Raw genomic sequence first — 25395 nt, 5'->3', positions numbered from 1 at the left:
CAGATGAACGTGGCCCTGTTTCCCGATGTCGTCGTGAACGGCGAAACCATCCCCTCGGCGGCGATCGCCGCCGAGGCCCAGAACCACAGCGCCCCTAAAGACAAGCCGGGGATCGCTTGGCGCAAGGCGGCGCAGGCGCTGGCGATCCGTACGCTGCTCTTGCAGGAGGCGAAGCGGCGCGGGTTGACGCCCGACCCGCTCGAGCTGGCGCCGGGGCGGTTCGAGACGGACGATGAAGCCCTGATCCGCGCCTTGCTGGACGAGGCGCTGGTGATAGAACCCGTCGGTGAAGAGGCCGTGCGCGGGGAATGGGAGAAGGACCCCGCCCGATATCGTTCGGCACCGCTCTGGGATGTCTCGCACATCCTGTGCGCCTGCGATCCGCGCGACGAAGCCGAGTGCGCCGCGGCCGAGGCACGGGCCGTTGCCCTGCTGGCGCGACTCGACGGCGATGCCAAGGGATTTGCCGCTGCCGCGCGCGAAAGCGATTGCGGTTCGAAAGCTTCTGGCGGCCATCTGGGTCAGCTTGGCCCTGGCGACACCGTGCCGGAGTTCGAGGCAGCCCTGCGCTCCCTGAACGAAGGGGCGGTGACCCCGGCGCCCGTGTTGTCGCGCCACGGCTGGCACATCATCCGACTGAATGCCACGGCGCCTGGGCAGGTGCTGCCTTACGACACCGTTCGCTCGAAGATCGCACAGGCGTTGGAAAAGGCAGCCTGGGCGCGCGCCTCCCGCGCCTTCGTGGAGAGCCTCGGCCAAGGGGCGCAGATTTCCGGCGCAAGCCTGACGCCGATCTGAACCACGCGAAAGGACGTGTGATGAAACCGTCAGAGACAGTGACGCGCGGAAGTGGCGACAAAGCGACGAGTCCGAGCCTGCTCGCAAATCCTCTGGACTTCATCAGCGAAGACCACCTGCGTGAACGTCAGATTTGCGCAGTTATCGACGCGCTGGCAACGGCGGACGCTTTCAATCGCCAAAAAGCGACAGCGGTGCTGCGCTTTGTGAACGAGGAACTGAACGTCCACCTGCGCGACGAGGCTGAGGACCTGTTCCCGCTTCTTGCCCGGCGCTGCACAGAAGAGGATGCGATCGAGGGTGCGATCGACCGGATCAGGGCCGATCAGGATGAGGCGATGCGTCTGCTGCCCGAAGTGCGAGCGATGCTCACTCGTTGCCTCGATAGAGGGGCCGATCTGTCCGCCAAGGAGCGCGGAGTGTTGTCCAAGTTTGCGGGGCACGTGCGGCGGCACCTCGTTGCCGAAAACGCGATCCTCTTGCCGATTGCCCGCGCCCGGCTGACCCGGGCCGATCTGCGGATCCTGTCGAAACACATGCGCTCAAGACGCGGGCTGCCAGATTTCCCGGAGACGACCGATGTTGAATGACCTTCTAGCGCGCAATGTGGCGTGGTCGAAACAACGTCACGACGAAGAGCCTGACTATTTCACCCGCCTTGCCGCCCTTCAGGCGCCCGAGTTCTTCTGGATCGGCTGTTCGGACAGCCGGGTGCCGGCCAACGTGGTCGCGGGGCTCGATCCGGGCGAGGTTTTCGTCCATCGCAACGTCGCCAACATCGTTCATTCCTCGGACATGAACCTCCTGTCGGCGCTGGAATTCGCGGTCGATGCTCTGCATGTCCGCGAGATCATCGTTTGCGGCCACTATGGCTGCGGCGGGGTCAAGGCCGCGACCGAGGATCTGCCACACGGTCTGGCCGATCACTGGCTCGAGCCGATCCGGCGCCTGGCCCGCGCTTACGCGGTCGATCTGGGGCGCGAACCCGACCTCGAAGGACAACGTGACCGGCTGGCCGAACTGAACGTCGTCGAAGGCGTTCGGCGTGTCTGCGAAACGCCGATCCTTCAGAAGGCATGGCGTCGCGGGGCTGATGTCCGGGTGCACGGCCTGATTTACGGGCTCAAGGACGGGCGCCTGCGCGATCTCGATTGCAGCATCGGGCCCGGGCATTTCCAGCCTACCCATTCCGCCGAGGAGGCAGCACAATGACCATCCATCAAGCCATCGCGTCACCGGGCTGTGGTTGTGACAGTCAGGACATGCTTCACGCGCTGATCAGCATCGACGAGGCACTGACCCGGATTGCAGGAAATGTAGCACCGGTCGGCCGCACCGAGGCCCTGTCGCTCGACCACGCCTTTGGCCGCATTCTTGCCCAGCCGGTCCGGTCCCGGTCCATGGCACCGGCTTTCGATAATGCGGCAATGGATGGCTATGCAATCGCGACATCGGCCCTCACTGGCGCCGGACCCTGGGTGCTGCCAGTCGTTGCGCGCGTGCCTGCCGGGCAGGCGGTGACGACACCGGTCGCAGGGGCCGTGGCGGCCCGAATCTTTACGGGCGCGCCAGTCCCGGGTGGCGCGGACGCGGTGGTGATGCAGGAGGAAGTTGAGCGTAACGGGGACGTGGTTCATCTGTCCCGCCGACCTGAACCAGGTTTGAACATCCGCCGCGCAGGCAGCGATATGGCGAAGGGCGCGACCGTCCTCGAGAACGGTCGCAGGCTCGGTACTCGAGAGATCGCCGCCTGTGCCGCCGCCGGTGCAGGCATCCTGCGCGTTCGGCGCAGGCTGCGCGTGGCACTGCTTGTCACCGGCGACGAGGTACGCCGCGCCGGGGGCGCGCGCGAGGAAGCCCAGATCTGGGACGTGAACACACCGATGCTGACGGCAGGCCTTGCAGCTGCGGATGTGGACGTCGTTGCCTCGGCTCATAGTGCCGACAACCTTGCCGGTCTTGTCCGTCAATTGGGCGACATGGCGGCGCAGGCCGATCTGGTCATCACCACGGGCGGTATCTCGGTGGGCGAAGAAGATCATGTGAAGTCGGCCGTCATGGCATTGGGCGGCGAAACCCTGTTCAGCGGCGTTGCGATCAAACCGGGCAAGCCGGTGTCGACCGGGCGCATTGGCAAGGCGCACTGGCTTGGCTTGCCCGGCAACCCGGTATCAGCCTTCGTCACGTGGCAGGTCTTCGGGCTGGCGTTGATCCGTGCCCTGAGCGGCGAGGGAGCCACCGCAACCCGGCGGCATGTCGTGACCGCAGGCCCGATCCGCCGCAAGCCCGGGCGCTGCGAACTCCGACCTGCCACGCTGACCGGTTTCGATGCCCAAGGTCGCGAGATCGTCTGTTTCGAGGATGCCACTCATTCGGCCCGTGTCGGCCTGCTTTCCCTCGCGGACGGGCTGATGTTCCTGCCCGCCGACGTCGAATCCTTGCCAGCCGGTGCGCTGGTCGAATTCCAACCTTTCTGCCAATCCTGAAGGAGCCCAGACATGAAACTCGCCTACACGATGGCGCCAGGACGCGGCGATACGGATCTGGTGCTTGAACGGCTGGCAGCGGACCTTGCAGCCCGGGGCCTCAGATGCTGTGGCACCGTCCAGATCAACAGCGAGCGCGCCGATGCCGGCCCCTGCGACATGGATGTGCGGGTGCTGCCCGATGGTCCCGTTCTGCGCATCAGCCAGGATCTTGGCCCGCAGGCGCGAGGGTGCCGCCTCGACCCTGCCGCGCTGGAAACGGCGGTCGGTCTGGTCAAGGTCAGCCTCTCATCCGGCGCGGACCTGCTGATCGTCAACAAGTTCGGAAAGCACGAGGCGGAGGGGCGGGGGTTCCGCGACGTGATCGCCGAGGCGGTTGCGATGGAGATCCCCGTTCTGGTCGGCCTCAATGCGCTCAACCGACCGGCCTTCGAGAGTTTCGCGGAAGGGATGGCAATCCAGTTGCCGTCCGAACCCGCAGCGCTGATGGCGTGGGTAAACGAGGTGACAGCGTCGGCGAACGAACTGGTCTGATTTCGACCGATTGCCGGGATCTACTTTTCCGCTTTCCGAGTTGAAGGTCGGGCGGTCACTGAAAAGAGCATGTACTGCCCAATTTCGGAATTGGGCGGAGCGCACGCCATGCCAATTGGCACGAAAATGTGCGGCTAGGTCCACGCGGGCGTCAAGCTTGATCACCGGACCGGGATCATGGAGGATCGGACCGACTTCAAAGCAACATGAGACGGGTAGGGAATCCCGATGTGCGATCCGTGTGCAGGTCTTCGAAAGCCGGGCGGAGATTGTCTGCGCCGCAGCGGCCATCATTTAACCATGTACTTCTATGATTGATCGCGTCGTCTGAACAGCTGCCGCCAAGACTGACCTGTCTGCCTCTTGGATCCCCAGTTTAGCCAGATCGACCGACAGCTGACCTGAGCCTCCACCATCTGCAGCGGCCCGTGCAGCCCGCCCGCGCGCCCGGCCTTTCAGTGCAGGTTTCGGATCGACCGCCACTGTCGAGGAAGATTGAGGCGTTTTGGACGACACAGCAGTCTCAGCCCCCTGCGCCCCTGAAGCCGCCCGAACCTCCTGCAATTCCTGCTTCAACCTCTCCACCGTCTCCCGCGTCTCGGACAAAGGCGTCGAGTCGTGGCCGAGAGCAGGTCAGAGAATACTGGAACCCCCAAAGGCCGGTGAGGTCGAGCTCTTCAGCAAGACGCAGGACGAAGCGGATGACGGCTTCTACATCGCGGTTCCCGTCATCATGGATCCAGAGGCTGCTGCCCTCGGGGGCATCTTCCAGCCAGCCTCCGTCATCGCCCTGGAAGAGGTCATGCAGCATGGTGCCGCCAGCAGCCTCATAGGCCTCGACGCCAACAAAGACCGCGCGACGATCGGAGGCCCGCACAGAGGTTTCCGTCAGCATGCGCCGGATCTGATAGGGCTCCTTGTTCCAGGACGACCGGATCGCCTCCCAGACCTGCACCTGGCGCTCGTGATCCGGATTGACTGTGAAGGCCATCAGCTGTTCCAGCGTCATTTCATCCTCGGCATAAAGCTCGAGCAGGGCAGGGGCCACGGCTGCGAGTTTCAGGCGCTGTTTGACCACCTGCGGCGTGACGAAGAAGGCGGCTGCGATCTCTTCATCGCCTTGACCCTTCTCCCGCAAAGCAACGAAGGCGCGGAACTGGTCGAGCGGATGCAGGGCTGCGCGCTGCATGTTCTCAGCGAGCGAGTCGTCTTCGGCGAGGATGGTGGACTTGGCATCCCGAACGATGCAGGGAATGGGCGTGGTCTTGGCCAAGCGCTTCTGCTTTACCAGGAGAGACAGGGCCTGGAAGCGTCGGCCGCCAGCGGGGATTTCGAACTTGCCGATCTCGGAACCATCATCCGCCAGAACGGGCCGGACGCTCAGGCTCTGCAACAACCCGCGGCGGGCGATGTCTTCGGCCAGTTCCTCGATGGAGATGCCGGCCTTGATGCGCCGGACGTTGGACTGGCTCAGTACGAGCCTGTCGAAGGGAATGTCCCGGGACGGGGACAGGGTGACTTTCTGGGCAGATTTCGCCATCAGATCTTCTCCACGACGGGCGCCGGAAGCCACTCTTCCGTTCTCACTTCCCGTCACCCCTTTCACAACCCCTCTCTCCCTCTCGACATGTCCACCGCGGTGGACATCACGCAGTTGCTGTCCCAGAACGAGAAAGCCTCTCCAACAACAGTGATGGGTTGAAGTCAGTTTCTCTGCGACCGAGCGTGATGCTGTGGAAATACGCTCCAAAGTCTCGGATGCGATTGCTCATCTGGAGAATTATGAAGATGGCGCATGATGCTTTTTGAGAGCCTATCTTCTTAGCAGCCTTTTCGAAGGTGCTTTCGTGGATTCCCATCATTGGAGCGAGCGTTCTCGCGTGGCTTTCGACATCGTGCCAGTTCCTAAGTGAGTTCGTTGCGAACGATGTAGCCTGGTCACAAACTGTTGTGAGCGTTTGCAGGGGAGGTGTTTGGCTGTTGGTTCCCCTTTCTAAATCTTTTTGTTCTTTTTTAGACTTAGAATGGTGGCGGACAGTTTGCCCGTCATTGGCGGGCAGTTTCATTGTTTCTGGTGCGTCCACCGCGGTGGACATCTGTTTGCATTGAGCCTCCAGTTCGCCGAGCAAAGTACGATACTCCGCGATCGAGAGCTTCCTCCGAAGAACTCGGCGTACCTGATGAGTGAGTTCGTTCTCGGGGTCAGCTTCGTCGATCTGAGCAAGTTTGGTTAGGATTTGCTTTCGCAAAAACACGCGATCCCGACGAGCGTTTTCCATCGCTTGGGCTGTCGCAAGTAGTTCGCCGGCACGCGCGAGCAACGGAGCCAGCGACAACCCATAGCTAATGGACTGACCTTCGGAGGACTTCACTCGGTATCTCTTGCGATTTGGGCTGTCGTGGCGCTTCATGAAACCGAGTTCAACAAAGCGATCGATGTGCCTACGGAGGGTTCGTTCATCGATCCCGCCAACTCGACGGCAGATCTCGTCGTTGGAAGCGAAGACTGTGTCTCCATGCCCAGGCTTGAGAAAGCTCAGCATCGCTTGGAGTGTTTGAACATGTCCTGGACGGAGACCGAACAGGCTGCGAGTATCTCTGAGCGCGCGGAAGACTGCCCAGATGTCGGTTTCAGGTGTTGACGTGGCGGGGGTGCCCTTGCCGACGCCAAAGGTCTGAACGGAAAGCTTTGTGAATGCCATGTTTGTTGAACGACGACCGTTGCGGCCCACAACTTCCCCGGCTCTTCTCGCTGTTCTTGGCGAGAAAAGGCAACAAAATGACGTCCACCGAATCGGTGACTCTTGACCGGTATGTCGGAGATTGCTACATCACAGGTGCTAATCAGATGATGAGGGCTCTCCGGGGGAAACCTTGGGGGGCTCTTTTCTTTTTGGTCTTCGCCTTTCTCCTCTGCTCGTGTTTTTGGTTATGACCGGGGATCAGCTCCCCGAGCCTCTCTCATTCTGCCATTGTTCAAAAAGCTGTCGCAGCGTGGTTTCCGCGCGCTCTTCGAGCCATTGGCCGAATTCCGGGTTGTCCTTGCGGGTGATCTTGATAGCGATCGACTTGCCATCGACTGAAAGTGTGCCGACAGGGCTACCACTATTGTCCTTTACCACGGTCGTTTGGCCACGGGCGCTTTGGTCGGCTGCGCCACGCGCCTTGCTGGAGCAAGCAACATAGACGGCTTGAAACTTGTCCGAGCTTGGAGTGGTGTCAGGCAGAGAGGCAAGTGTCTCACGCGCAATGTCGACAAGCGGAACCTTCTCTGAAAGTGCAGCAAGATCACCCCATTGGCGTCGACCTACGCCATGAGCCGGGCCGATAAGCCGGACAAGTTCGTCAGGCAGCTGCTCGATGACTACACGATGGTTCGACACACCTTGCCGGGTGAGGCCTAGGGCGTCCTGAATGACGCCAGGCTTGTAACCGGCCTCCTGCATCTCTTTGATAAAAATAGATTTTTCAATGAAGGACGGATCCAGCCGCAGGTTGTTTTCCTGACCTTGCGCGATCAGAGAAGCATCATCATCGAGCGTTCGAACGATCGCTTTGACGGTTCCACCAACTCTTCGAATGGCTGCAAGCCTGCGACGCCCGTAGATGATGCGGTATCGATCCGGTTGGTCAGAGGGGCGAACCATGATCGGCACTTGCTGACCATGCTTGCGAATGCTTTCGGCGAGATCTTCAATGCTACTATCTTCCAGGATCAGGCGATCTCGGAGACCATCCATATCGATCCGGTCGGGTTCGATATCTCGGATTGAGTTGGCCGTGATTTCCCGGAGAGAATCCCGCAATCCGCCAACCGAGCCAGGTAGCTTCGAGGATTTGACCGGGGCAGGGGAGGGGGCTGCCGACTCTTTTTCGTCTTTCGGTGGCTGGTTGAAGATATTTCGAGCCATCAGCGACGCCCCCATGCCATTTGGATTGTCTGCTCCAGCTCATCGGCAACGCTGTTCACGCTGGTCAAAGCCCGATCAATGGTCTTCCGAATGAGCTGGCTCGGGTCTACCTCATAGATGGTTTGCTGAGTCATGCCGGCGTCAGAAATGGCTGTCGACTTCAGCATCGGTTCAGTCATGACTTGGCCCGCAAGGATTGAACGCAGGTAGCGTTTCTTTTCTTCTTCGCGATACTTCTTGATGCGGCGGGCCGGGTTCGATCCCGGCTGCCGCAACCCCCAGTCTTCGGCCAGGTTGAACAGCTTGGACAACATCGCCGCCGCCCGGTTGGCCTGATACGGGGTTTCGCGCAAGGCATGCTGAAACGCAACCACATCAGCGCGGGTCACTTCCGCAATGGGCAACGGGCCAAGCCGGGGCCGGATGAAGCGACGGATGATGCTGTGATAATCGCGGGCGGTGGTCGGCTTGCAATGCTGCTCGACATATTCTTCCAGAAAACGGTCGCAGAGCCCCGCCACGGTCGGTGCGCGGCGCTTGGCCTGTCTCTCGGCGGATGGGTCGGAGCCGCGCGCTACGTCGCCCAAAAGCTGCTTGGCCCGTGTCCGGGCCTCGTCGGCGGTCAGGACCCCATGCTGGCCGATGGTGATGCGTCGGGTGCGGCGTCCGGCCCGGTACTGGATCAGGTAGGTCTTCTTGCCGGAAGGATAGACCCGCAATCCGAAGCCGCGCATGTCCCGGTCCCAGACGAAGTATTCTTCATCTGAAACGGTAAGCCCTTCGACGGCACGCTTGGTCAGTTTGAACATATCCAGAACACTCCTTGCTTCCGGCCTGCTTCCGGAAGCTATACGGAAGCAAATGGCGGCGAATTCTGGCGTTAGTCATGGCGTCAGGGCGCAGTCACGGTCAATGTAATTATTTGTTTTTGCGTGATTTTTGTCAGTGTGGCGAAATCTGGCGAAATGCGGCGAAATCGCACTGGCCGTTCTTTTAATCAGTGGGTCGCAGGTTCGAATCCTGCACGGCTCACCACTTTTTCCTAAGACTGACCAGGACGCCGCGTGGCGTGGTTACTTCTTTTCGAAGAACAGCACGACTTCGCCCAGCCGGATGCCAAAGCGCGACACGTAGGCGCGGTTCAGCAGGCGGTCATCGTCCAGCAGCCACATCCAGTCATCGAAATCGACGCGCATCGTTCCGTCTTTCACCGGCAGGTCGATGCGGTATTTCCAGTTGAACGTATCGCCGCGCTCGGTTCCTGACGCGGTGCCCAGAACGCCGGGCGCGGTGCCGGTCCAAGTATCCTCGCCGGTTTTGGTCAGGGTCCAGATGCGCTGTTCAGTGGCGCCGTCGTCATAGACGAAATCTTCGACCAAGGTCAGCGTCTGGCCGTCCCATGTCCCGTTGATGTCAACCGTGAACCGACGGGGGATGTTGCCTAGTACGTCCTGGAACTGCCCATAGGCCACGGTGTGGCCCTCAAAGAACTCTTCGAGGTTCAGCTGGCGGTCTGACAGAAAAGTGGTCGGAACTTTTGGTTTGAAGGCGCAAGCCGCCGTCAGCAGCAGGCAAGCGAAGGCCAGTCGTTTCATGAGACGGGTCATTGCAGGGCCCTCGGGTCGGCGGTGCGGGCATGACCGTTTGCGCCGGGCACATGCGCCGTCTTTTCTGGCGGGGCGGGGCGCATCGTGGCGACCAGCTCGGCCACCTTCAGGCCGAACTTGCGCATCTCCGAGCGGTTCATGATCGCGCCGCTCTCGGTCAGGTACATCCAGTCGGTGACGTCCAGGGTGTGGCCCCCGGCATCTTCGGGCAGAACGATGCGATAAGTCAGCCTGACCGTCGCGCCCGAGATCACGCCGCGGCCTTCGCCGACGATGTCGTCGGCGGTTGCGGTAAAGCTGTTGCCTGCGCCCATGGTCAGGTACCATTTTCGGTTCATCTGCTTACCGTTCGAATAGGTGAAATACTCGGTCAGAGTGCCGGAACTGCCGTTCCATTCCCCGATCATCCGCGCCACGAAGCTGTTCGACATCTTGCCAGTCGGGCCATAGATCAGCCCTTCGGACAGGATTTCCCCGTTCAGATTGTCCTTCAACGAGAAATCGGGGCCGGTTCCGGCATAGTCCGACGGCGATTGCGAGCGAAAGCTGAGAAGGCGGGCTTTGACCGTGATCAGGGCCAATACGGCCAGTGAGGCAATCAGGAGGAATGTCATTTTGCGGGTACCTCTGTAGGCAGCGTCAGGACCATTCCGAACGCGCCGAGTTTCAGGATGCAGGGCAGCACGGCATAGGCGAGGTTGAGCGTTTCCAACGCCTGCGCCGAATTCGCCTGACCGGGCACAAAGCCGCTGCGTTCCAGCAGCGGAAGGGTGAAGAATGCGGCCAGAGCCAGCCCCAGTTTGCCGGCGAAAGACCAGATGCCGAATGCGGCCGAGGCATTCAGCCCCGCGCGTGTCAGCACCACCGAGAACATGGCCGGCAGCACCACCATGTCCGCCCCCAGCGCCGCCCCCGACGCCAGGCAGATCACCGCGAACCCGACCAGGTTGCCGGGCGCCAGCATGGCCGCGCCGACAAAGCCCAGAATGGCCAGCGGCATCGCAATGATCAGTGTCTGTTTCGGGCCAATCCGGTTGCTGAGCCGCGCCCAGAGCGGCACTGTGGCCCCGGCGCTGAGGAAGAACAGGATCAGCAGTGGCCCGGCCTTGCCCGGCAATTGTAGCCGGTCCTCGACGAAGAACAGGAACAGGGTCGAGGTGATCGCAACCGGCAGGCTGTTGACCAGCGCCAGCGCCAGCAGACGCAGGGCCCCGGCCTGACCCAGCCCGTCGAACGAAAGCCCCTGCCCGGTGATGGGCGCGCGCCGCCAGATCGGCAATGTCAGCACCATCGTGGCCAGTGCCAGCCCGCCTAGAAACAGCCCGAAGGCCGGGTAGCCCTGCGCGCCCGCGCCCAGGGCCACGAACAGCGCCGGAGCACTGGCGGCCAGGACCACGCCGGCCAGTTGCCCGCCTTCACGAAAGGCGGCGAGGGTCATCAACTCGCGCGGGGTGGCCTGTTTCGCCAGCGTCGCGCTGCGGCCATAAAGCAGAATGGTGCCCAGGCTGTAGGCGGAAAACAGCAGGATCAGGATCGCCACGAGGGCTCCGACGCTCGCCCCCTGCGGCAGTGAGAACAACAGTGGAAAACCGACCGCCAGACCCCCTGCGGCCAAGACGGCAAAACCCATCTGTGCGCCGGGCCAGCGGTCAATGGCCCAGCCGATCAGCGGGTCTTGCACCAGATCCACCAGCCGGATCAGCAGCAGAACCGTGCCGATCACGCCCAGGCCGATCCCGAGGTTCACCGCTGCGAAACGCGGCAGGTGGATGTAGAGCGGGATACCCGCCGCAGCAAGCATCAGCGCATAGAGGCTGACACGCGGATACAGCATCACTGACCCCGCAGCTGTCGCGTAAAGGCGGCGGACCGGGTGTTGTTGCCCAGGAAGATCGACATGAAACTGCGCTTGATCCCCGGATGGGACAGGGTGCAGGTCTTGCGCCCGTTGCGCCAGAACTCGATCGCGTCGGGGCCTTTGGTGACAGCTACATAGCTGTCACCGGCACCGACCGCCTGATAGCAGGTTTTCAGCTGCGCCTCGATCGGGGCGCTGTTGCCTTGCCGGGCCATCTCGTCCAGCGTGGAGTCGATCAGCGCCTTTTGCTTCAGCGATTTCCGATAGGTCAGCTTCAGCCCGAAATCCTGCGACCAGTTCAGCGGACCGCCGCCTTTGGTAAACAGCTGCGCATCATAGATCGGCAGACCAAGGAACCGGAAGGTGGCGGTGCCACGCTGTTCGGCATCGGGCAGCACGTTGGTGACGGGCGTGGCCGCCAGCCCGGCAGGGGCCAGCAGAACCAGGCTCAGGAGCGCTGCGTTACGGGCTGGCCGTAACTGGGACAGCGACGCTTGGATCAGGTCTCGCATTTTCAGCTCCGATGGTTTGCGGATCGCCGTTCAACAGCCCGACCACATGCATCGCGCTGGCGATTCCGTCTTCGTGGAACCCATGCCGGTTGTAGGCGCCGGCGAACCAGGTCCGATTGCGGCCCTGCATCTCGCGGATCTGGCCCTGCGCCTTCAGCGCGGCCTTGTCGAACACCGGATGGGCGAATTCCACCTCGTCATAGATCTTGTCGGGTGCGATGTCGGTGGACGGGTTCAGGGTGACGAACAGGGGGTCGCTTTCGGGGATGTTCTGCAACCGGTTCATCCAGTAGGTCACGCCCACCTTCCCCGCCTGCGAGCGGTAGGTCCAGCTGGACCAGCAGGCGCGGCGGCGCGGCATCTGGCTAGGATCGCAATGCAGCACCGCGCGGTTGGGCTGATACCGGATCGCGCCCAGCGCCGCGGCCTCGTCGGCGGTGGCGTTCTGGCCCAGAATGGCCAGCGACTGGTCGGAATGGGTGGCCAGGATGATCTCGTCATATTGATCCGAGCGTCCCTGCGTCTGAACGGTCACGCCCAAGGCGTCGCGTTCGACGCTCGAGACCGGCGCGCCCAGGCGGATGTCGCAACCCCGGCCGCGCAACGCGGATTCGAGCCGCCGGACATATTCGATGCTGCCACCCTTGACGGTCCACCACTGGTGCTGGGCGCCGCGTTTGCTGGACAGCAAGGCGTGGTTGCGGAAGAACTGCACCAGCGACCGCGCCGGGAACTGATCGACGAACTCCACCGGAGTGGACCAGATCGCGCCGCACATCGGCATCAGATAGTTGTTGCGGAACCAGTGGCCCAATCGCATCTGGTCAACCAGTTCACCAATCGTAGTGTCATCATCCCGAGCGGCCTCGGGCGCTTCTTTGCCAAAGCGCAGGATGTCGGCGATCATCTTGTAATAGGACGGCCGCACGAGGTTGCGCTTCTGCGCGGTGATGGTGCGCAGGTTGTTCAGGCCATATTCGATGCGTCCATTGTCGATGGTGGCGCCAAAGCTCATCTCGCTTTTCATGACCGGCACGTCCAGTTCACCGAACAGCTTGGTCAGATAGGGATAGGTGGCATAGTTGAATACGATGAACCCGGTATCGACCGGTTGGTCGCCGTTGCGGCCTGCCATCACAGTGCGCGCGTGTCCGCCCAGACGGGGTTCGGCCTCATATAGGGTGACGTCGTGACTTTCTGACAGGTAATAAGCCGCTGATAATCCTGAGATGCCTGCGCCTACAATTGCGATTTTTTTCCGTACGCCCCGGGTTTCGTCGAACATGCCATCCTCTTTATGCGACATTTTACAATAGGATACGCAGGGTAGGCCGGAGCGGATCAAATCCGCGCCATGTTTTTCCCTGATTCCCGCTGATCGGTGGGCAGTGCGTCAGGATTGCATCAATCGCGGTTGTTGGTGATCCGAGGCCCGCCCGTCCGCGTAATGAGCAATGTTATGATCGAGACAACCCAACCCAAAACCGCGGCTGTTCACGCTTCGGCATATGCGAACCGCCCGGCATGAGCAGTTTTGACCGAAAAACCTACTGGATCGTAGGCGCCAGCGAAGGGCTGGGCAGGGCGCTCGCCGAGGCCTTGGGCGGTCAGGGCGCACACCTTGTGCTGTCCGCGCGCAGTGCCGAGCGGCTAGAGCAGATCTGCGCCGCGCTGCCCAATGCTCGCGCGGTGCCGCTGGACGTGACCGATCTGGCGCAGGTGCGCCGCGCCGTCGCCGAGATCGGCCCGGTGGACGGTCTGGTCTACAACGCCGGGGCCTATGAGCCGATGCGCGCGCAGGACTGGCAGACCGAAGCCGCGCTGGCCATCAGCGACGTGAACTATTCAGGCGCGCTGCGGGTTCTGGGGGAAACCGTGCCGGCCATGGTGCAGGCGGGGCGCGGGGATATTACCCTGATCGGGTCGCTGGCGGGCTATCACGGACTGCCTGCGGCGATCGGGTACGGGTCCAGCAAGGCGGCGCTGATATCGCTGGCCGAAACGATGCGGCATGACTTGGCCGGAACCGGGGTGACGGTGCGCATCGTCAATCCGGGGTTCATCAAGACCCGGCTGACCGACAAGAACAGCTTCAAGATGCCGATGCTGATGGAGCCCGAAGACGCCGCGCAGCGCGTGCTGCGCGCAATGGCGCGCCGGCGCTTCCGTACCGACTTTCCGGCGCCGTTCTCGTGGGTCATCCGGCTGATCGACTACCTTCCGGATCTTCTGGTCTATCGCGGAAAATAGACTCTAACTAAAGCGCCCTTGGCAGAACCAGCCTGCCGACATGGTGCCGCCATGGCCGTAGAACAGCCATAGCCGCTCGCCCTGCTCGGTCACCACCACCCAGTAATCGCGCACGCCGCTGCGCCAGTTGGGGTCATCCAGCCACCATTCCGGCGCGATCCGTTCCGGGCCGGTGGCCTGCGCCAGTTGCCAGTCGCGCCCGCGCCAGCGGAAATTGGCGGGCACATCGGGGCGGTCGGGGGCCATCACCGGCTCGGGCCGCCACATCAGCAGGGGGCGCGGGCGCGGCGGGGCGGGCCAGTCGCGCGCCGGTTCCGACCAGGCCGCCGCCAGCGTCTGGGCGGTTTTCTCGGGGATGTGCGAGGCCGCCGGGTGTTGCCGCGTGATCGCCTCGAGCCCCACACGCGCGCCCAGTTTGCCGATCAGATCGTCCAGCGCGGTGTTCCCCTCCAGCCGGTTGCGGACGGCGCGGCTGGCCTCGGCATGGCCGGTCAGGGTGCGGGCATGCACCGGCTCGGTCTGCACCGCCGCAAGGCGCAGCATGTCGATGCCATAGCCTGCGTCGATCTGATCGATTTTCATCTCTAACAAAGGGCGAATGCGGTGTTTGTCATGGCTCGGGCGGGCCAGCCCGATCTCGATGATCTCGGCCGCCTGATCGGTGCGGTGCGCCTCGAGCCGCAGGGTCCGCGCCCCGCGCGCCTTTTCCTCCAGCCGCGCGCACAGGGTCGGCAGCATCCGGTCGATGGCGGCCATCACGTCCTCGGCCAAGCCGATCGGGTTGGGCAGGGTCATCCGCACCGCAAAGTGATGCGGGGGCCGCGCGGGCGAGACCGGCTCGGGCGCGCTGCCCATCGCCTGATCCAGCCGCAGAACCAGACCGCGCCCGAACCGGCGGGCCAAACTGGCACGCGGCTGGCCCAACAGGTCGCCGATCCGCCGCAGGCCCAGCCGGTTCAGCTGCGCCACGGTCTGGTCGTCCAGCCGCAGCGCCGCGATGGGCAGGGGGGCGAGCGCGCCATAGGCCTGCCCCGGTGGCGCGATCCGGGCCCCGCCGCCCACGGCCACCACCTGCGGCGCGGCGCCGCCCTTGGTCCAGTGCCGCCGCTTGCCAGCCCGGGCGCGGGTGGCGCGGGCCTCTTGGGAAATGGCGTCGCCATTGCGGTCCGAGGTGGCCTCTTGCCCGGCATAGCGCGCCAGCGCCCAGGCTGCGCCCAGCGTGTCGGCGATACCCATCTGCACGCTCAGCCCCATGTCGGCGCAGTCGGTCTCGATCACGTCCAGCAGCGCCTCTTCGCCGCCGAACAGATGGGCGCAGCCCGACAGATCGACGATCAGGCCATCGGGGGCCTCTTCGGCGACCCAGGGGCTGAACTTGCCCGCCCAGCGGCGCAGCGCGGTCAGAAAAGCAGCCTCGGCCGGGGCGTTGCGGGGGCGGGTGACAAGGGCCGCGCACATGGCATGCGCATCGCGCACCGGCTGGCCCACGTGCAGCCCGGCGGCCTGTGCCTCGGTATTCAGCGAGGTGATGACCTGCATGTTCGACTGTTCGGCCACCACCGCCAGCGGGCCGGACTGCAGGCCGCGGGCGGCGCGGATCAGCCGTTCGGCCCCCAGACGTGGAAACCACAACGAGAGTATTCGGCGTTTGGGCATCGGGCAGACATCAGATTGTTCTTACTTTGTTCCTATCTGAGAATCATGCGCCGAGTCGAGTCCGCCCTTATCCGCAGGTCAGCCGCTGAATGACTCCGGCTCCGTTCACATAGACGTTCAGCCGGTCGATACGGTAATCCTGCGTGGCGATGTCATCGGGGCCCAGAACGCGGCTCCGTTCCGGCAGGCTGGCCTGAATGGTCGAGACCGGCTGCCCCACGGACTGGGCAAAGGGTTCGCCTTTGCAGAAGGCCAGATCCACCGGCGCGGCTTCGGGTTCCAGCGGGGCGGGCTCGGGTAGGTCGGTTTCCGCGCAGGCGGTCAGCAGGATCAGGATCGGGATCATGCGGTACATTGGCCCTCCTCTTTTCGGCAATGTCGTTTCTGAAATATCAATGGCTTGCAGAGCCTGCCATGAAAGCGCAGTTGAAAACACCCTGCAATTGACGCAGGGTCGTGCGAAATTGACAGGGAGACATAGCAACATGCGTACTCGTGCCGCCGTTGCCCTTCAGGCGGGCAAGCCCTTGGAAGTGATGGAGGTGAACCTCGAAGGCCCCAAGGCCGGTGAGGTTCTGGTCGAGATCAAGGCCACCGGCATCTGCCACACCGATGAATTCACCCTGTCGGGGGCCGACCCCGAGGGGCTGTTCCCGGCCATTTTGGGCCATGAAGGCGCCGGCGTGGTGGTTGAGGTGGGCGAGGGCGTGACCAGCCTGAAGCCGGGCGATCACGTGATCCCGCTCTACACTCCCGAATGTCGCGAGTGTGAATACTGCCTGCACCCCAAGACCAACCTGTGCCAGGCCATCCGCGAGACGCAGGGCAAGGGCCTGATGCCCGACGGCACCTCGCGTTTCTCGACGCTGGACGGGGATCCGATCCTGCACTACATGGGCTGCTCGACCTTCTCGAACCATACGGTTCTGCCCGAGATCGCGCTGGCCAAGGTGCGCGAGGACGCGCCGTTCGACAAGATCTGCTATATCGGCTGCGGCGTGACCACCGGCATCGGCGCGGTGATCAACACCGCCAAGGTGGAAATCGGCAGCCGCGCCATCGTGTTCGGCCTGGGCGGCATCGGCTTGAACGTGATCCAGGGTCTGCGTCTCGCCGGGGCCGACCAGATCGTCGGCGTCGACCTGAACCCCGCCAAGCGCGAGATGGCCGAGAAATTCGGCATGACCGATTTCGTCAACCCCGCCGAGGTCGAGGGCGATCTGGTGCCCTATCTGGTGAACCTGACCAAGGGCGGCGCGGATTACACCTTTGATGCCACCGGCAACGTACAGGTGATGCGCGCGGCGCTGGAATCGGCGCACAAGGGCTGGGGCGAATCCATCATCATCGGCGTGGCGCCTGCGGGGGCCGAGATCTCGACCCGTCCGTTCCAGCTGGTCACCGGCCGGTCGTGGCGCGGCACCGCTTTTGGTGGTGCGCGTGGCCGAACGGACGTGCCCAAGATCGTTGACTGGTACATGGAAGGGAAAATCGAGATCGACCCGATGATCACCCACACCATGGGTCTGGACGACATCAACACCGGCTTCGACCTGATGCACAAAGGCGAAAGCATCCGGTCTGTGGTGATCTACTGACAATCGGAAATTGCAAGGGCGGGGTTTAAACTGCCCTTTTTGCCTCTTATCTTCAGAGCATTGATAAATACCTGAATAGAGAGATTAAATTGACTACTGAAGCAACGGAACGCCTGGCCGTTCTGATCGACGCCGAAAACGTCCCGGCAAAACACGTCGCCGAAATTTTCGAAGAAGTCGCCACATTGGGAGAGGCGAGCCTGCGCCGGATCTACGGCGATTTTTCCGGCGGTATCCCGCAGGGTTGGAGCGCCGAGAAACTGGCGGAATACGCCATCGTACCGCACCAGCAATTCGCCAACACAACCGGCAAGAACGCCGGAGACATCGCCTTGGTGATAGACGCGATGGACATTCTGCATTCGGGCCGTTTCGACGGGTTCGTGCTGGTGTCCTCGGACAGTGATTTCACCCGGCTTGCCAGCCGCATCCGCGAGCAGGGTTTGAGGGTCTACGGCATTGGTGAGCGCAAGACCCCGAAGGCTTTCGTGGCGGCCTGCAACCGGTTCATTCTGATCGAAAACATCAAGAAAGAAAGCGCCGGCGGTGAAAAGACCAAGAAGGCTCCGTCGAAAAAAGACCTGAACCATGCCTACCAGCTGATCCGCAATGTCGTGCTCAAATCCGACGAGCCGGATGGCTGGGTCACCCTGGGCTGGGTCGGCCGCCAGCTGAGCATGAATTACCCGGATTTCGACACGCGGACCTACGGATTCAACCGACTGAGCGATCTGGTCCGTGGAATCGGAAAATTCGAAGAATCTGGCGAGAACGGAAATATCAAGATCCGCTGCAAAGAGAGGTAACGCGACCGCCCAGCCGCGTGGCGGCTCTAGGACCCTGGCCGCGCCGAGGCGCCGGTGTCGGAACGCGGCGAACGCACGCGCAGAACCGGTTTGTTCGGCGATACATTGGCCCGGCTCTCACGCCAGACAACGAATACACCGGACGCGATGATGATACTGGCCCCGACTGCGACCCAGACATCTGGGCGTTCGCCAAAGAAAACCATACCAAAGATCGTGGCCCAGATGATCTGGCTGTATTGGCTGGGGGCGACCACGCCGGCGGGCGCCGCGCGATAGGCCAGAATGATCAGGTGCTGGGCGATCACCGAAAACACGCCGACCAGCGCCATCATGGCCAGATGAAGCAGGGACGGCGGCTGATAGACGGCTGGTTGGGCCAGGCTCATGACCACGATCGCCAGCAGCATCGGATACAGGATCAGCACCGCCGAGCGTTCCTCGTTTCCGATCTTACGCACCAGCACGGATGCGAACGCGCTGCAGAAAGCCGCCATAAGGGCGGCAATGTGGCCCAGGGTGATTTCGGTCGCGCCGGGGCGCAGGACGATCAGCACCCCGATCAGGCCCACGCCCACCGCGGCCCAGCGTTGGGCGCGCACGACCTCGCCCAGTATCGGGATCGACAGGACGGTGACGATCAGCGGAAAGGAAAACAGCAGCGAGTAGACTTCGGCCAGTGGCAGGACTGAGAAGGCGTAGAAGGCACAGGACATACCCGTGACCATCAGCCCCGAGCGCAGCATGACCAACCATGGATGGCGAGGCAGGAAGTTTCCAGTGGCCTTGTCCGCCAGAATCGTGACCGCCATCGGCACAAAGGAAAACAGCGTGGCGAAAAAGATGATCTGCAGCACCGAATAAGTGCCGCCCAGCGTCTTGATCAGCGCGTCATGGGTGGCAAAGACGGCAAAACCGAGAAAGGCAAAGCCAAGTCCCTGAACGGTGGAGTTCTGTTTGCTCATATGGCTGGCCCCGGGCGGTTGGATGCAGTGGTAGGTGTCTGAGGCCTGATTAAACCCAATCGGCAGAGTCGGATAGCCCAAACTTTACCGCTAACATTCCTGCGGGACCGGCCTTTCAGCGCAAGATCGGCGGTGCCCCGGCCGGTTGGCGGGCGGCCGCGACACCGGCCTGCATTCCCGCCCTGATACGGCGGGCCAGCGCCACCCAAGGAGTGGCCGTTTCCGGGGGCAGGGTGCCGTGGGCGACCTTTTCGAACAGGTCCAGCCAATGGGCGAACATCTCGGGTTTCACGTCCGGACGCTCGACATGCACGCGCTGCGGATTGCCGCTGTAGACGCGCTCGAACAGGATGGCGTTGCGCCAGAAAGCGGCGATCTGGTCCTCATGTGCGGGCCAGTCGGTGACGTAACGGTTGAAGATCGGGCCCAGCAGGGCGTCCTGCCGGACGCGGGCGTAGAATGCGGTGACCTGCGCCCGGATCTGGTCGGGCGTGGCGGGAAAACGTGGGGGTAGCACGGGCCGGGACATGGTCGGGGCTTTCAATTCAGGCTCTGTTCCGAGCCGATACCGCGTTTTCCGGCCCGGATGCAGGGGCGGAATTGTCGCGCTGCCCCGGCGTCAGCAGGTGCCGCAGCAGGGCCACCGGGTGTGCCCGCAGGCTCAGGCGGGTGGCGACGTAATCCTCGACCACCTGTTCGCCCAGCGACATCTGCGGCAGATGGGCGGCGGGCTCGTCCAGCGCCTCACCTTCCAGATCCTGCGCGAACAGGGGCAGAGGCCGGGCGGTGGCGATCGCCTTGGCCTGCCACAGCGCCTCGCGCCGGGTCAGGCCGCAGGCGGCAAAGGCATCGGCCTCGGCCAGACGTTCGATCACCGAGGGGCCAAGCCCCGCGCGGCGCCAGACGTCGTCAACCTGGTGGTAGCCGTTGCCGCGCGCGGCGGTCAGCCAGCTGGCGTCCTCCTCGCTCAGGCCCTTGATCTGGCGAAAGCCCAGCCGCAGGGCCAGCCCGCCATGGCCGTCGGGCTCCATCACGTTGTCCCAGAAGCTGGCATTGATGCAGACCGGACGCACCTGCACGCCATGTTCGCGCGCATCGCGCACGATCTGGGCGGGAGCATAGAACCCCATCGGCTGCGAGTTCAGCAGCGCGCAGGCAAAGATGCCCGGGTGGTGGCACTTGATCCAAGCGCTGGCATAGACCAGCAGCGCAAAGCTGGCCGCGTGGCTTTCGGGGAAGCCGTAGGAGCCAAACCCCTCGATCTGCGAGAAGCAGCGTTCGGCAAATTCGGCGTCATAGCCGTTGCGCTGCATCCCGCGCAAGAACAGGGTGCGGAATTCGCTGACATTGCCATGCTTCTTGAAGGTCGCCAGCGACCGCCGCAGCCGGTCGGCCTGTTCGGGGGTGAAGCCCGCGCCGACGATGGCGATCTGCATCGCCTGCTCCTGAAACAGCGGCACGCCCAGCGTCTTACCCAGCACCTCGCCCAGTGCGTCCGAGGGGAAGCTGACCTCCTCCTCGCCATTCCGCCGCCGGATATAGGGATGCACCATGTCGCCCTGGATGGGGCCGGGGCGGATGATGGCGACCTCGATCACCAGGTCATAGAAATTGCGCGGCCGCATCCGGGGCAGGAAGTTCATCTGCGCTCGTGATTCCACCTGGAACACGCCCACCGAATCCGCGCGGCACAGCATGTCATAGACCGCCGGGTCTTCGGGCGGCAGGGTGGCGAGCGTGTAGCTGGTCTGGTGGTGCTGGGCGATCAGGTCGAAGGCCTTGCGGATGCAGGTCAGCATGCCAAGGCTCAGGACATCGACCTTGAGGATGCCCAGGGAATCGATGTCGTCCTTGTCCCAGCAGATGACCGTGCGGTCCTCCATCGTGGCGTTTTCGATGGGCACCAGCTCGTCCAGACGGCCCTCGGTGATGATGAACCCGCCTACATGCTGGGACAGGTGGCGGGGGAAGCCGTTGATCTGATGCACCAGTGTTAGAGTCTGTTTTAGTCGGCGATCCTCTGGGTCGAGGCCGATCTCGCGCATCCGCTCGGCCTCGAGACCCGCGGTCGAGAAGAACCCCCACAGCTGCGACGACAGGGCGGAAATCGTGTCCTCGGTCAGGCCCATGGCGCGGCCCACCTCGCGGATGGCGCGCTTGCCGCGATAGTGGATCACCGTGGCGCACAGCCCCGCGCGGTGGCGGCCATAGCGTTCATAGATGTGCTGGATCACCTCTTCGCGGCGTTCATGTTCGAAATCCACGTCGATGTCGGGCGGCTCGTCCCGCGCCTCGGAGACGAAGCGTTCAAACACCATGGTGCCCATCTCGGGGCTGACCGAGGTGACGCCCAGGCAATAGCAGACCACCGAATTGGCCGCCGACCCGCGCCCCTGGCACAGGATCCCGCGGCCGCGGGCAAAATGCACGATGTCGCGGACGGTCAGGAAGTAGGGCTCGTATTTCAGCTTGCCGATCAGGGTCAGTTCATGCGCCAGCATCGCCTTGACCTTTTCGGGCGCGCCGGCGGGATAGCGCCATTTCAACCCTTCATGCGCCAGCCGATGCAGGCGCTGGGCGGGGGTTTCGGTGCCGCTGACCTCGCTGGGGTATTCATAGCGCAGCTCGTCCAGCGAGAAGGTGAGTTCCTGGCTGAGCGCATACGCGCGGGCCACGGCGCCTTCGTGCCCCTTGAAGATGCGCAGCATCTCGGCCTCGGACCGCAGGCGCTGTTCGCCATTGGCCAGCGCGTGGCGGCCCAGATCGTCCACCTTGCGGCGCAGCCGGATCGCGGTCAGCACATCGGCCAGCCGGCGGCGCGACCCGTGATGCATCATCGGCGCGGCGCTGGCGATGGTGGGCAGGCCTAGATGGCGCGATTCAGTCTCTAATAAATGGAAAAATGCCGTATCCGCCCCGTCATAGCGGGGATGCATCAGCAGATGCATGCGCCCGGCAAAGCGGCGCGTCAGCTGTTGCGCCTGTGTCCGCCATCCGCTCGCGCCGCCGGTCGGACGGCCCGCCTGTGGCCAGAGTAGCAGGTGCAGACCGTCGGAAAACTCCAACAGGTCGGACAGGTGCAGGATGCAGTCGCCCTTGGCCGCGCGCAGCCGTCCGGTGGACAGGAGGCGGCACAGGTTGGCCCAGCCCTGCCGGTTGATGGGCAGGGCGGTGACGGGCGGGGCATCGGTAAAGATCAGCCGTGCCGCCGGGATCAGGCGCGGCACCGCATGCACCGGGAACGAGGGCGGTTTCGGGATGTGATTGGGGCAGGGCGGGCCGATGGGCGTGTTCCGCTCCTCCCACGCGCGGCGTTCACGCACCTTGCGGGCGATCTCGCGCGCCTGGGTGTGGGCGCGGACGATGCCGGCCACCGAGTTGTCATCGGCGATGGCGATGGCGGGCAGGCCCAGGGTGACGGCGCGCTCCATGTACTCCTCGGGGTGCGAGGCCCCGGTGAGGAAGGTGAAGTTCGACGTGATCGACAGCTCGGCATACATGGCGAGTCGTCATTATATTCTTGTTTTGTTCTTTTTCGAGTCCTTGTCTGCATTGCGCAGGAAACGGGTCGCCAATTCAGGTGCGGTGAAGTTCTGGTTCGAGCCCTGAGCGGACGTGTCGTGCATTCGCAGCAAACATCATCTTGGCTGGCTTCAAAGCTATCTTTGCATTCGTGAACCGATTGGATTGCAGCTTGGAAATCTACCTTCCGATCAGCGCGAAATCTGGGCTCAGCTCGTCACAGAGATATGGCTGTTCTTGCGCCCCGTGGTCGAAATGTAACTATTTGATTTCGAAGCTTTCAGTTGCGTGTAAACTCAGTTTCGCCCGCGCGTAAGCCGGTTTCCAATTCAATGTTGTCATAAAGCAAGGCGCGCAAAGTTTGCATCCGCCACCATTACACGCATTCTTAAAAAAGGAGAGATTTCTTAACAATGTCTGTCGACCGACCTTTATCTCACTCTTGGAGAGCATAAACTTCAGGTCTGTCTGAGGCACGACCCCTTCGTTCACGTATAAGCCACAGACTGCTGCCTTGCCCCCAACATTTATTGATGCATACGCGATTATTGTTTCCCCTTTCTGCTGCGCAAGCCACGTTACGGTCGTTTTTCTGAACTGCTGTTCATTGCCTTTTAGCGCGAGGCATCCTTCCAGAAACTGCCCCTCTGCATGCGTGGCTGAAACGGAACAGGCGAGGAGGGTCAGTACGATTGCGATTTTCGAAAGAGAAAAACTCATGGCCTCGCTCCCGGTCTGACTACGGTTTGTTCGACAGTGAGCATTCGATTGCCCGTTTGAACGCCTTTGAGAGATCATCTCCATCGTTCGGAAAAGTCACAAGCAGTCTGCCGCGGTTATCATGAATAGAAATCGGCTTACCCTGCGAGATGAAGGAGCGGAACGTGGCTATGGAGATCGGGCGGCCAGCAAGAAAGTTGTGGCTCATCCCGGAAATCATCGAGCCTCCATAAAGTGCCTCAGGAATCCGAATTTCCCGCGAACCGGACTTCAACGTTAACTTTTTCCTGCCGAAGGAATAATCCCATCCCTTTTTGGATGCGTAGAACGACCAAGCCTGATCATTCTTCGCCTCGAACTCTAAGGATCCATCTTTGGAAAACAGCACCGCGCTACAGAGCGTATAGCGCCCTTTCTGTCCAGTTTGGGCTATGACAAATGTCGCAGGCTTCTTCACTACATACCAATACCCGAATCGTTCAACTTTTTCGCTCTTGCGGGTAGCCGGATCGGCCCACGCGACAGTCGAAAAACAAATGAGCGAAAGCAGGAAAAATGCAGGTCGAGATACTCTTGCTAGGGTCATCAATGGGCAAACTCCTACCTTTCAGAAAATTCAATTCGAGTAGCTTTCTCAGGATAGGGTTCCTCCGGCTTCCGTCATTGAGGTATGTCAAACTCTCGCTGGCTGGCAAAATGACCTGCCCCTGGTTTGCGTTACCTGGCCAACACCGTGCTTCGCCCATGTTTCCGCAAAACAGTTGTGCCTGGTGAACGAAGCGAAAGACAACTTCGTCCACAATGCGCTTATGCAAGGGCGGCGTGGCGAGTGGTCTTGGTTGTTCTGCAAAAAACCTCATCTGCCCAGACCGAAGTGGCACGGTGCCTAGTCACAGCTTGACCCGGTGCAGGCCTCGGCGCGGCTGGTCCTGATCATCGGCCGGGGCATCGTCGGCGCGCGCGGAGGTCAGGGCCAGGAACACGTCCTCGAGATCGGCCTCTTCGGTGCGCACGTCGCGGATGCGGATGCCGGCCAGACGGACCGCCTCTAGCACCTGCTCGGCGCTGGTTTCCGGGCTGCGGTAGTGCAGCGCCAGGCTGCCGTCGTCGCGCAGGCTGGCCTGAACGCCGGGGGCGGCGGGCAGGGCGGTCACGGGGGCCTCGGGGGTGATGACCATGGTGCGTCCGTCCATGCGGCCCAGCAGGTTGGCGGTGCTGTCCTGCGCCACCTTTTCCCCGTGGTTGATGATGGCGATCTCGTCGCACATCTCCTGCGCTTCCTCCAAGTAGTGGGTGGTCAGGATGATGGTCATGCCCTGCTGGTTCAGCTTGCGCACATTGGCCCACAGCATTTGGCGCAGTTCGATGTCCACGCCGGCGGTGGGTTCGTCCAGCACCAGGATTTTCGGGTGGTGCACCAGCGCCTTGGCCAGCAGCAGCCGCCGCCGCATCCCGCCCGACAGCGTGCGGGCATAGGCCTCGGCCTTGTCGCTGAGGCCGACCAGTTCGAGGATCTCGTCGCTGCGCCGCTGCGATTTGGGAACGCCGTAAAGTCCCGCCTGCACCTCGAGCGCGCCGCGGGGGGTGAAGAACGGGTCGAGGTTCAGCTCCTGCGGCATCACCCCGATGGCCGCGCGGGCCTGGCGCGGGTTGCGGTCCTGGTCATAGCCCCAGATCGTCACCTGGCCGGCGGTCTTGAGCACCAGCCCTGCGAGAATGTTGATCAGGGTCGATTTGCCTGCGCCGTTCGGCCCCAGCAGGCCAAAGACCGACCCGCGCGGGATATCCAGGTCAATGCCCTTCAGCGCGTGTTTCTCGGGCTGGCCCTTGCCGCCGCGATAGGTTTTGCGCAGGCCGCGAAGGCTGATCGCTGCATCGGTCATTGCTGGCTCTTGCCCCCGGTTTCTTGATCGCTCATAAACGCACCTAATGCATGCCCGCGAGGCCGACAACCAGTGAAGGATCGCACGCCGTGACAATCGAAGCTCCGGAAACCAAGATCGTCGAGACAAGCCGCGTCGCCTGCGATGGCGGCGAGGGCGCGCTGGGCCATCCGCGCGTCTGGTTGCAGGTCCCCGAAGATCAGGGCTGGGTCGAGTGCCCCTATTGCGATTGCAAATATGTTCTGAAGGACGCACAGCAACACTGATTGCCCGCCCAACCGCAGTCCGC

Annotated in this window: 24 protein-coding genes and 3 pseudogenes; 9 read left to right on the top strand and 18 right to left on the bottom strand. The window is 62.6% G+C overall.

Going from position 1 to position 25395, the window contains the following annotated elements:
- Positions 1-3 precede the first annotated feature (3 nt).
- Genes AC2FMM_RS08125 through AC2FMM_RS08105 form a run of 5 tightly spaced genes read left to right on the top strand, consistent with a single transcriptional unit; the run spans position 4 to position 3818 of the window.
- The gene (locus AC2FMM_RS08125) at positions 4-798 is read left to right on the top strand and encodes a peptidylprolyl isomerase (protein WP_496796286.1); all 795 of its coding nucleotides are present in this window, start codon (positions 4-6) and stop codon (positions 796-798) included.
- 20 nt (positions 799-818) lie between these two features.
- Positions 819-1388 carry a hemerythrin domain-containing protein gene (locus tag AC2FMM_RS08120; protein WP_496796285.1) on the top strand — a complete coding sequence of 190 codons (570 nt, stop codon included), beginning with the start codon at positions 819-821 and terminating at the stop codon, positions 1386-1388.
- A complete protein-coding gene (locus AC2FMM_RS08115) occupies positions 1378-2010 on the top strand; it encodes a carbonic anhydrase (RefSeq protein WP_425101390.1) in 633 nt (210 codons plus the stop codon). The genes AC2FMM_RS08120 and AC2FMM_RS08115 overlap by 11 nt, the downstream gene beginning before the upstream one ends.
- Complete coding sequence (locus AC2FMM_RS08110; RefSeq protein ID WP_496796284.1) at positions 2007-3284, top strand: molybdopterin molybdotransferase MoeA; 1278 nt, start codon at positions 2007-2009, stop codon at positions 3282-3284. The genes AC2FMM_RS08115 and AC2FMM_RS08110 overlap by 4 nt, the downstream gene beginning before the upstream one ends.
- A gap of 12 nt (positions 3285-3296) precedes the next feature.
- Positions 3297-3818: a DUF2478 domain-containing protein gene (locus AC2FMM_RS08105; protein WP_496711606.1), complete on the top strand. Its 522-nt coding sequence runs from the start codon at positions 3297-3299 to the stop codon at positions 3816-3818.
- A 763-nt stretch (positions 3819-4581) separates the two neighbouring features.
- On the opposite strand, the pseudogene AC2FMM_RS08100 reads toward AC2FMM_RS08105, so the two are convergent.
- The 10 genes and pseudogenes from AC2FMM_RS08100 to AC2FMM_RS08055 all read right to left on the bottom strand — a co-directional run.
- Positions 4582-5358: pseudogene (locus tag AC2FMM_RS08100) on the bottom strand (ParB/RepB/Spo0J family partition protein); the annotation flags it as partial.
- Positions 5359-5464: 106 nt separating this feature from the next.
- Entirely contained in the window at positions 5465-6520 is a 1056-nt protein-coding gene (gene repC / locus AC2FMM_RS08095; RefSeq protein WP_148380009.1) for a plasmid replication protein RepC, read from the bottom strand.
- Between the two features lie 240 nt (positions 6521-6760).
- Positions 6761-7744, bottom strand: coding sequence for a plasmid partitioning protein RepB (repB, locus tag AC2FMM_RS08090; protein WP_496796283.1), 984 nt, complete (start codon positions 7742-7744; stop codon positions 6761-6763).
- Positions 7729-7938 (bottom strand): annotated as a pseudogene (locus AC2FMM_RS08085) (plasmid partitioning protein RepA); the annotation flags it as partial. The gene repB and the pseudogene AC2FMM_RS08085, both read right to left, overlap by 16 nt.
- Positions 7939-8091: 153 nt before the next feature.
- Positions 8092-8538: pseudogene (locus AC2FMM_RS08080) on the bottom strand (integrase arm-type DNA-binding domain-containing protein); the annotation flags it as partial.
- A gap of 264 nt (positions 8539-8802) precedes the next feature.
- Entirely contained in the window at positions 8803-9324 is a 522-nt protein-coding gene (locus tag AC2FMM_RS08075) for a DUF3833 family protein (protein ID WP_170364402.1), read from the bottom strand.
- An 8-nt stretch (positions 9325-9332) separates the two neighbouring features.
- Complete coding sequence (locus tag AC2FMM_RS08070) at positions 9333-9950, bottom strand: DUF3833 domain-containing protein (protein WP_496796282.1); 618 nt, start codon at positions 9948-9950, stop codon at positions 9333-9335.
- Entirely contained in the window at positions 9947-11170 is a 1224-nt protein-coding gene (locus AC2FMM_RS08065) for an MFS transporter (RefSeq protein ID WP_496796281.1), read from the bottom strand. Before AC2FMM_RS08065 ends, AC2FMM_RS08070 begins: the two co-directional genes overlap by 4 nt.
- Positions 11170-11706, bottom strand: coding sequence for a hypothetical protein (locus AC2FMM_RS08060; protein ID WP_496796280.1), 537 nt, complete (start codon positions 11704-11706; stop codon positions 11170-11172). Before AC2FMM_RS08060 ends, AC2FMM_RS08065 begins: the two co-directional genes overlap by 1 nt.
- Positions 11657-12991, bottom strand: coding sequence for an NAD(P)/FAD-dependent oxidoreductase (locus tag AC2FMM_RS08055; protein ID WP_496680092.1), 1335 nt, complete (start codon positions 12989-12991; stop codon positions 11657-11659). The genes AC2FMM_RS08060 and AC2FMM_RS08055 overlap by 50 nt, the downstream gene beginning before the upstream one ends.
- Before the next feature lie 239 nt (positions 12992-13230).
- Here AC2FMM_RS08055 and AC2FMM_RS08050 point away from each other — a divergent pair, with 239 nt between their 5' ends.
- Positions 13231-13956, top strand: a complete 726-nt coding sequence (locus tag AC2FMM_RS08050; protein WP_496796279.1) for an SDR family NAD(P)-dependent oxidoreductase — start codon at positions 13231-13233, stop codon at positions 13954-13956.
- Positions 13957-13959: 3 nt separating this feature from the next.
- On the opposite strand, the gene AC2FMM_RS08045 is transcribed toward AC2FMM_RS08050, so the two are convergent.
- Together AC2FMM_RS08045 and AC2FMM_RS08040 are read right to left on the bottom strand one after the other, a co-directional pair.
- On the bottom strand, positions 13960-15612 hold the full coding sequence (locus AC2FMM_RS08045; RefSeq protein ID WP_496796278.1) for a DUF6504 family protein: 1653 nt from the start codon (positions 15610-15612) through the stop codon (positions 13960-13962).
- 67 nt (positions 15613-15679) lie between these two features.
- Positions 15680-15967, bottom strand: coding sequence for an I78 family peptidase inhibitor (locus AC2FMM_RS08040; RefSeq protein WP_496689475.1), 288 nt, complete (start codon positions 15965-15967; stop codon positions 15680-15682).
- A 130-nt stretch (positions 15968-16097) separates the two neighbouring features.
- On the opposite strand from AC2FMM_RS08040, the gene AC2FMM_RS08035 reads away from it, so the two are divergent.
- Positions 16098-17210, top strand: a complete 1113-nt coding sequence (locus tag AC2FMM_RS08035; RefSeq protein ID WP_496680086.1) for an S-(hydroxymethyl)glutathione dehydrogenase/class III alcohol dehydrogenase — start codon at positions 16098-16100, stop codon at positions 17208-17210.
- Positions 17211-17299: 89 nt separating this feature from the next.
- Positions 17300-18016 (top strand): NYN domain-containing protein, encoded by a 717-nt coding sequence (locus AC2FMM_RS08030; protein WP_496689477.1) that lies wholly within the window; start codon positions 17300-17302, stop codon positions 18014-18016.
- Between the two features lie 26 nt (positions 18017-18042).
- Here AC2FMM_RS08030 and AC2FMM_RS08025 read toward each other — a convergent pair whose 3' ends face one another.
- The 6 genes from AC2FMM_RS08025 to AC2FMM_RS08000 form a co-directional block, all read right to left on the bottom strand.
- Complete coding sequence (locus tag AC2FMM_RS08025; protein ID WP_496796277.1) at positions 18043-18981, bottom strand: DMT family transporter; 939 nt, start codon at positions 18979-18981, stop codon at positions 18043-18045.
- A gap of 115 nt (positions 18982-19096) precedes the next feature.
- A complete protein-coding gene (locus AC2FMM_RS08020) occupies positions 19097-19510 on the bottom strand; it encodes a group III truncated hemoglobin (protein WP_496796276.1) in 414 nt (137 codons plus the stop codon).
- A gap of 16 nt (positions 19511-19526) precedes the next feature.
- Complete coding sequence (locus tag AC2FMM_RS08015) at positions 19527-22481, bottom strand: error-prone DNA polymerase (RefSeq protein WP_496796275.1); 2955 nt, start codon at positions 22479-22481, stop codon at positions 19527-19529.
- 283 nt (positions 22482-22764) lie between these two features.
- A complete protein-coding gene (locus AC2FMM_RS08010) occupies positions 22765-23223 on the bottom strand; it encodes a hypothetical protein (protein ID WP_496796274.1) in 459 nt (152 codons plus the stop codon).
- Positions 23224-23242: 19 nt separating this feature from the next.
- Entirely contained in the window at positions 23243-23809 is a 567-nt protein-coding gene (locus AC2FMM_RS08005) for a hypothetical protein (protein WP_496796273.1), read from the bottom strand.
- Between the two features lie 304 nt (positions 23810-24113).
- Entirely contained in the window at positions 24114-25106 is a 993-nt protein-coding gene (locus AC2FMM_RS08000) for an ABC transporter ATP-binding protein (protein WP_496796272.1), read from the bottom strand.
- A gap of 89 nt (positions 25107-25195) precedes the next feature.
- Between AC2FMM_RS08000 and AC2FMM_RS07995 the strand changes: the two genes are divergently transcribed.
- On the top strand, positions 25196-25372 hold the full coding sequence (locus tag AC2FMM_RS07995) for a zinc-finger domain-containing protein (RefSeq protein ID WP_170440022.1): 177 nt from the start codon (positions 25196-25198) through the stop codon (positions 25370-25372).
- Positions 25373-25395: the final 23 nt, after the last annotated feature.

Source organism: Ruegeria sp. BHSC043, from assembly GCF_059612985.1.
This window is presented reverse-complemented; position numbering and strand designations above follow the sequence as displayed.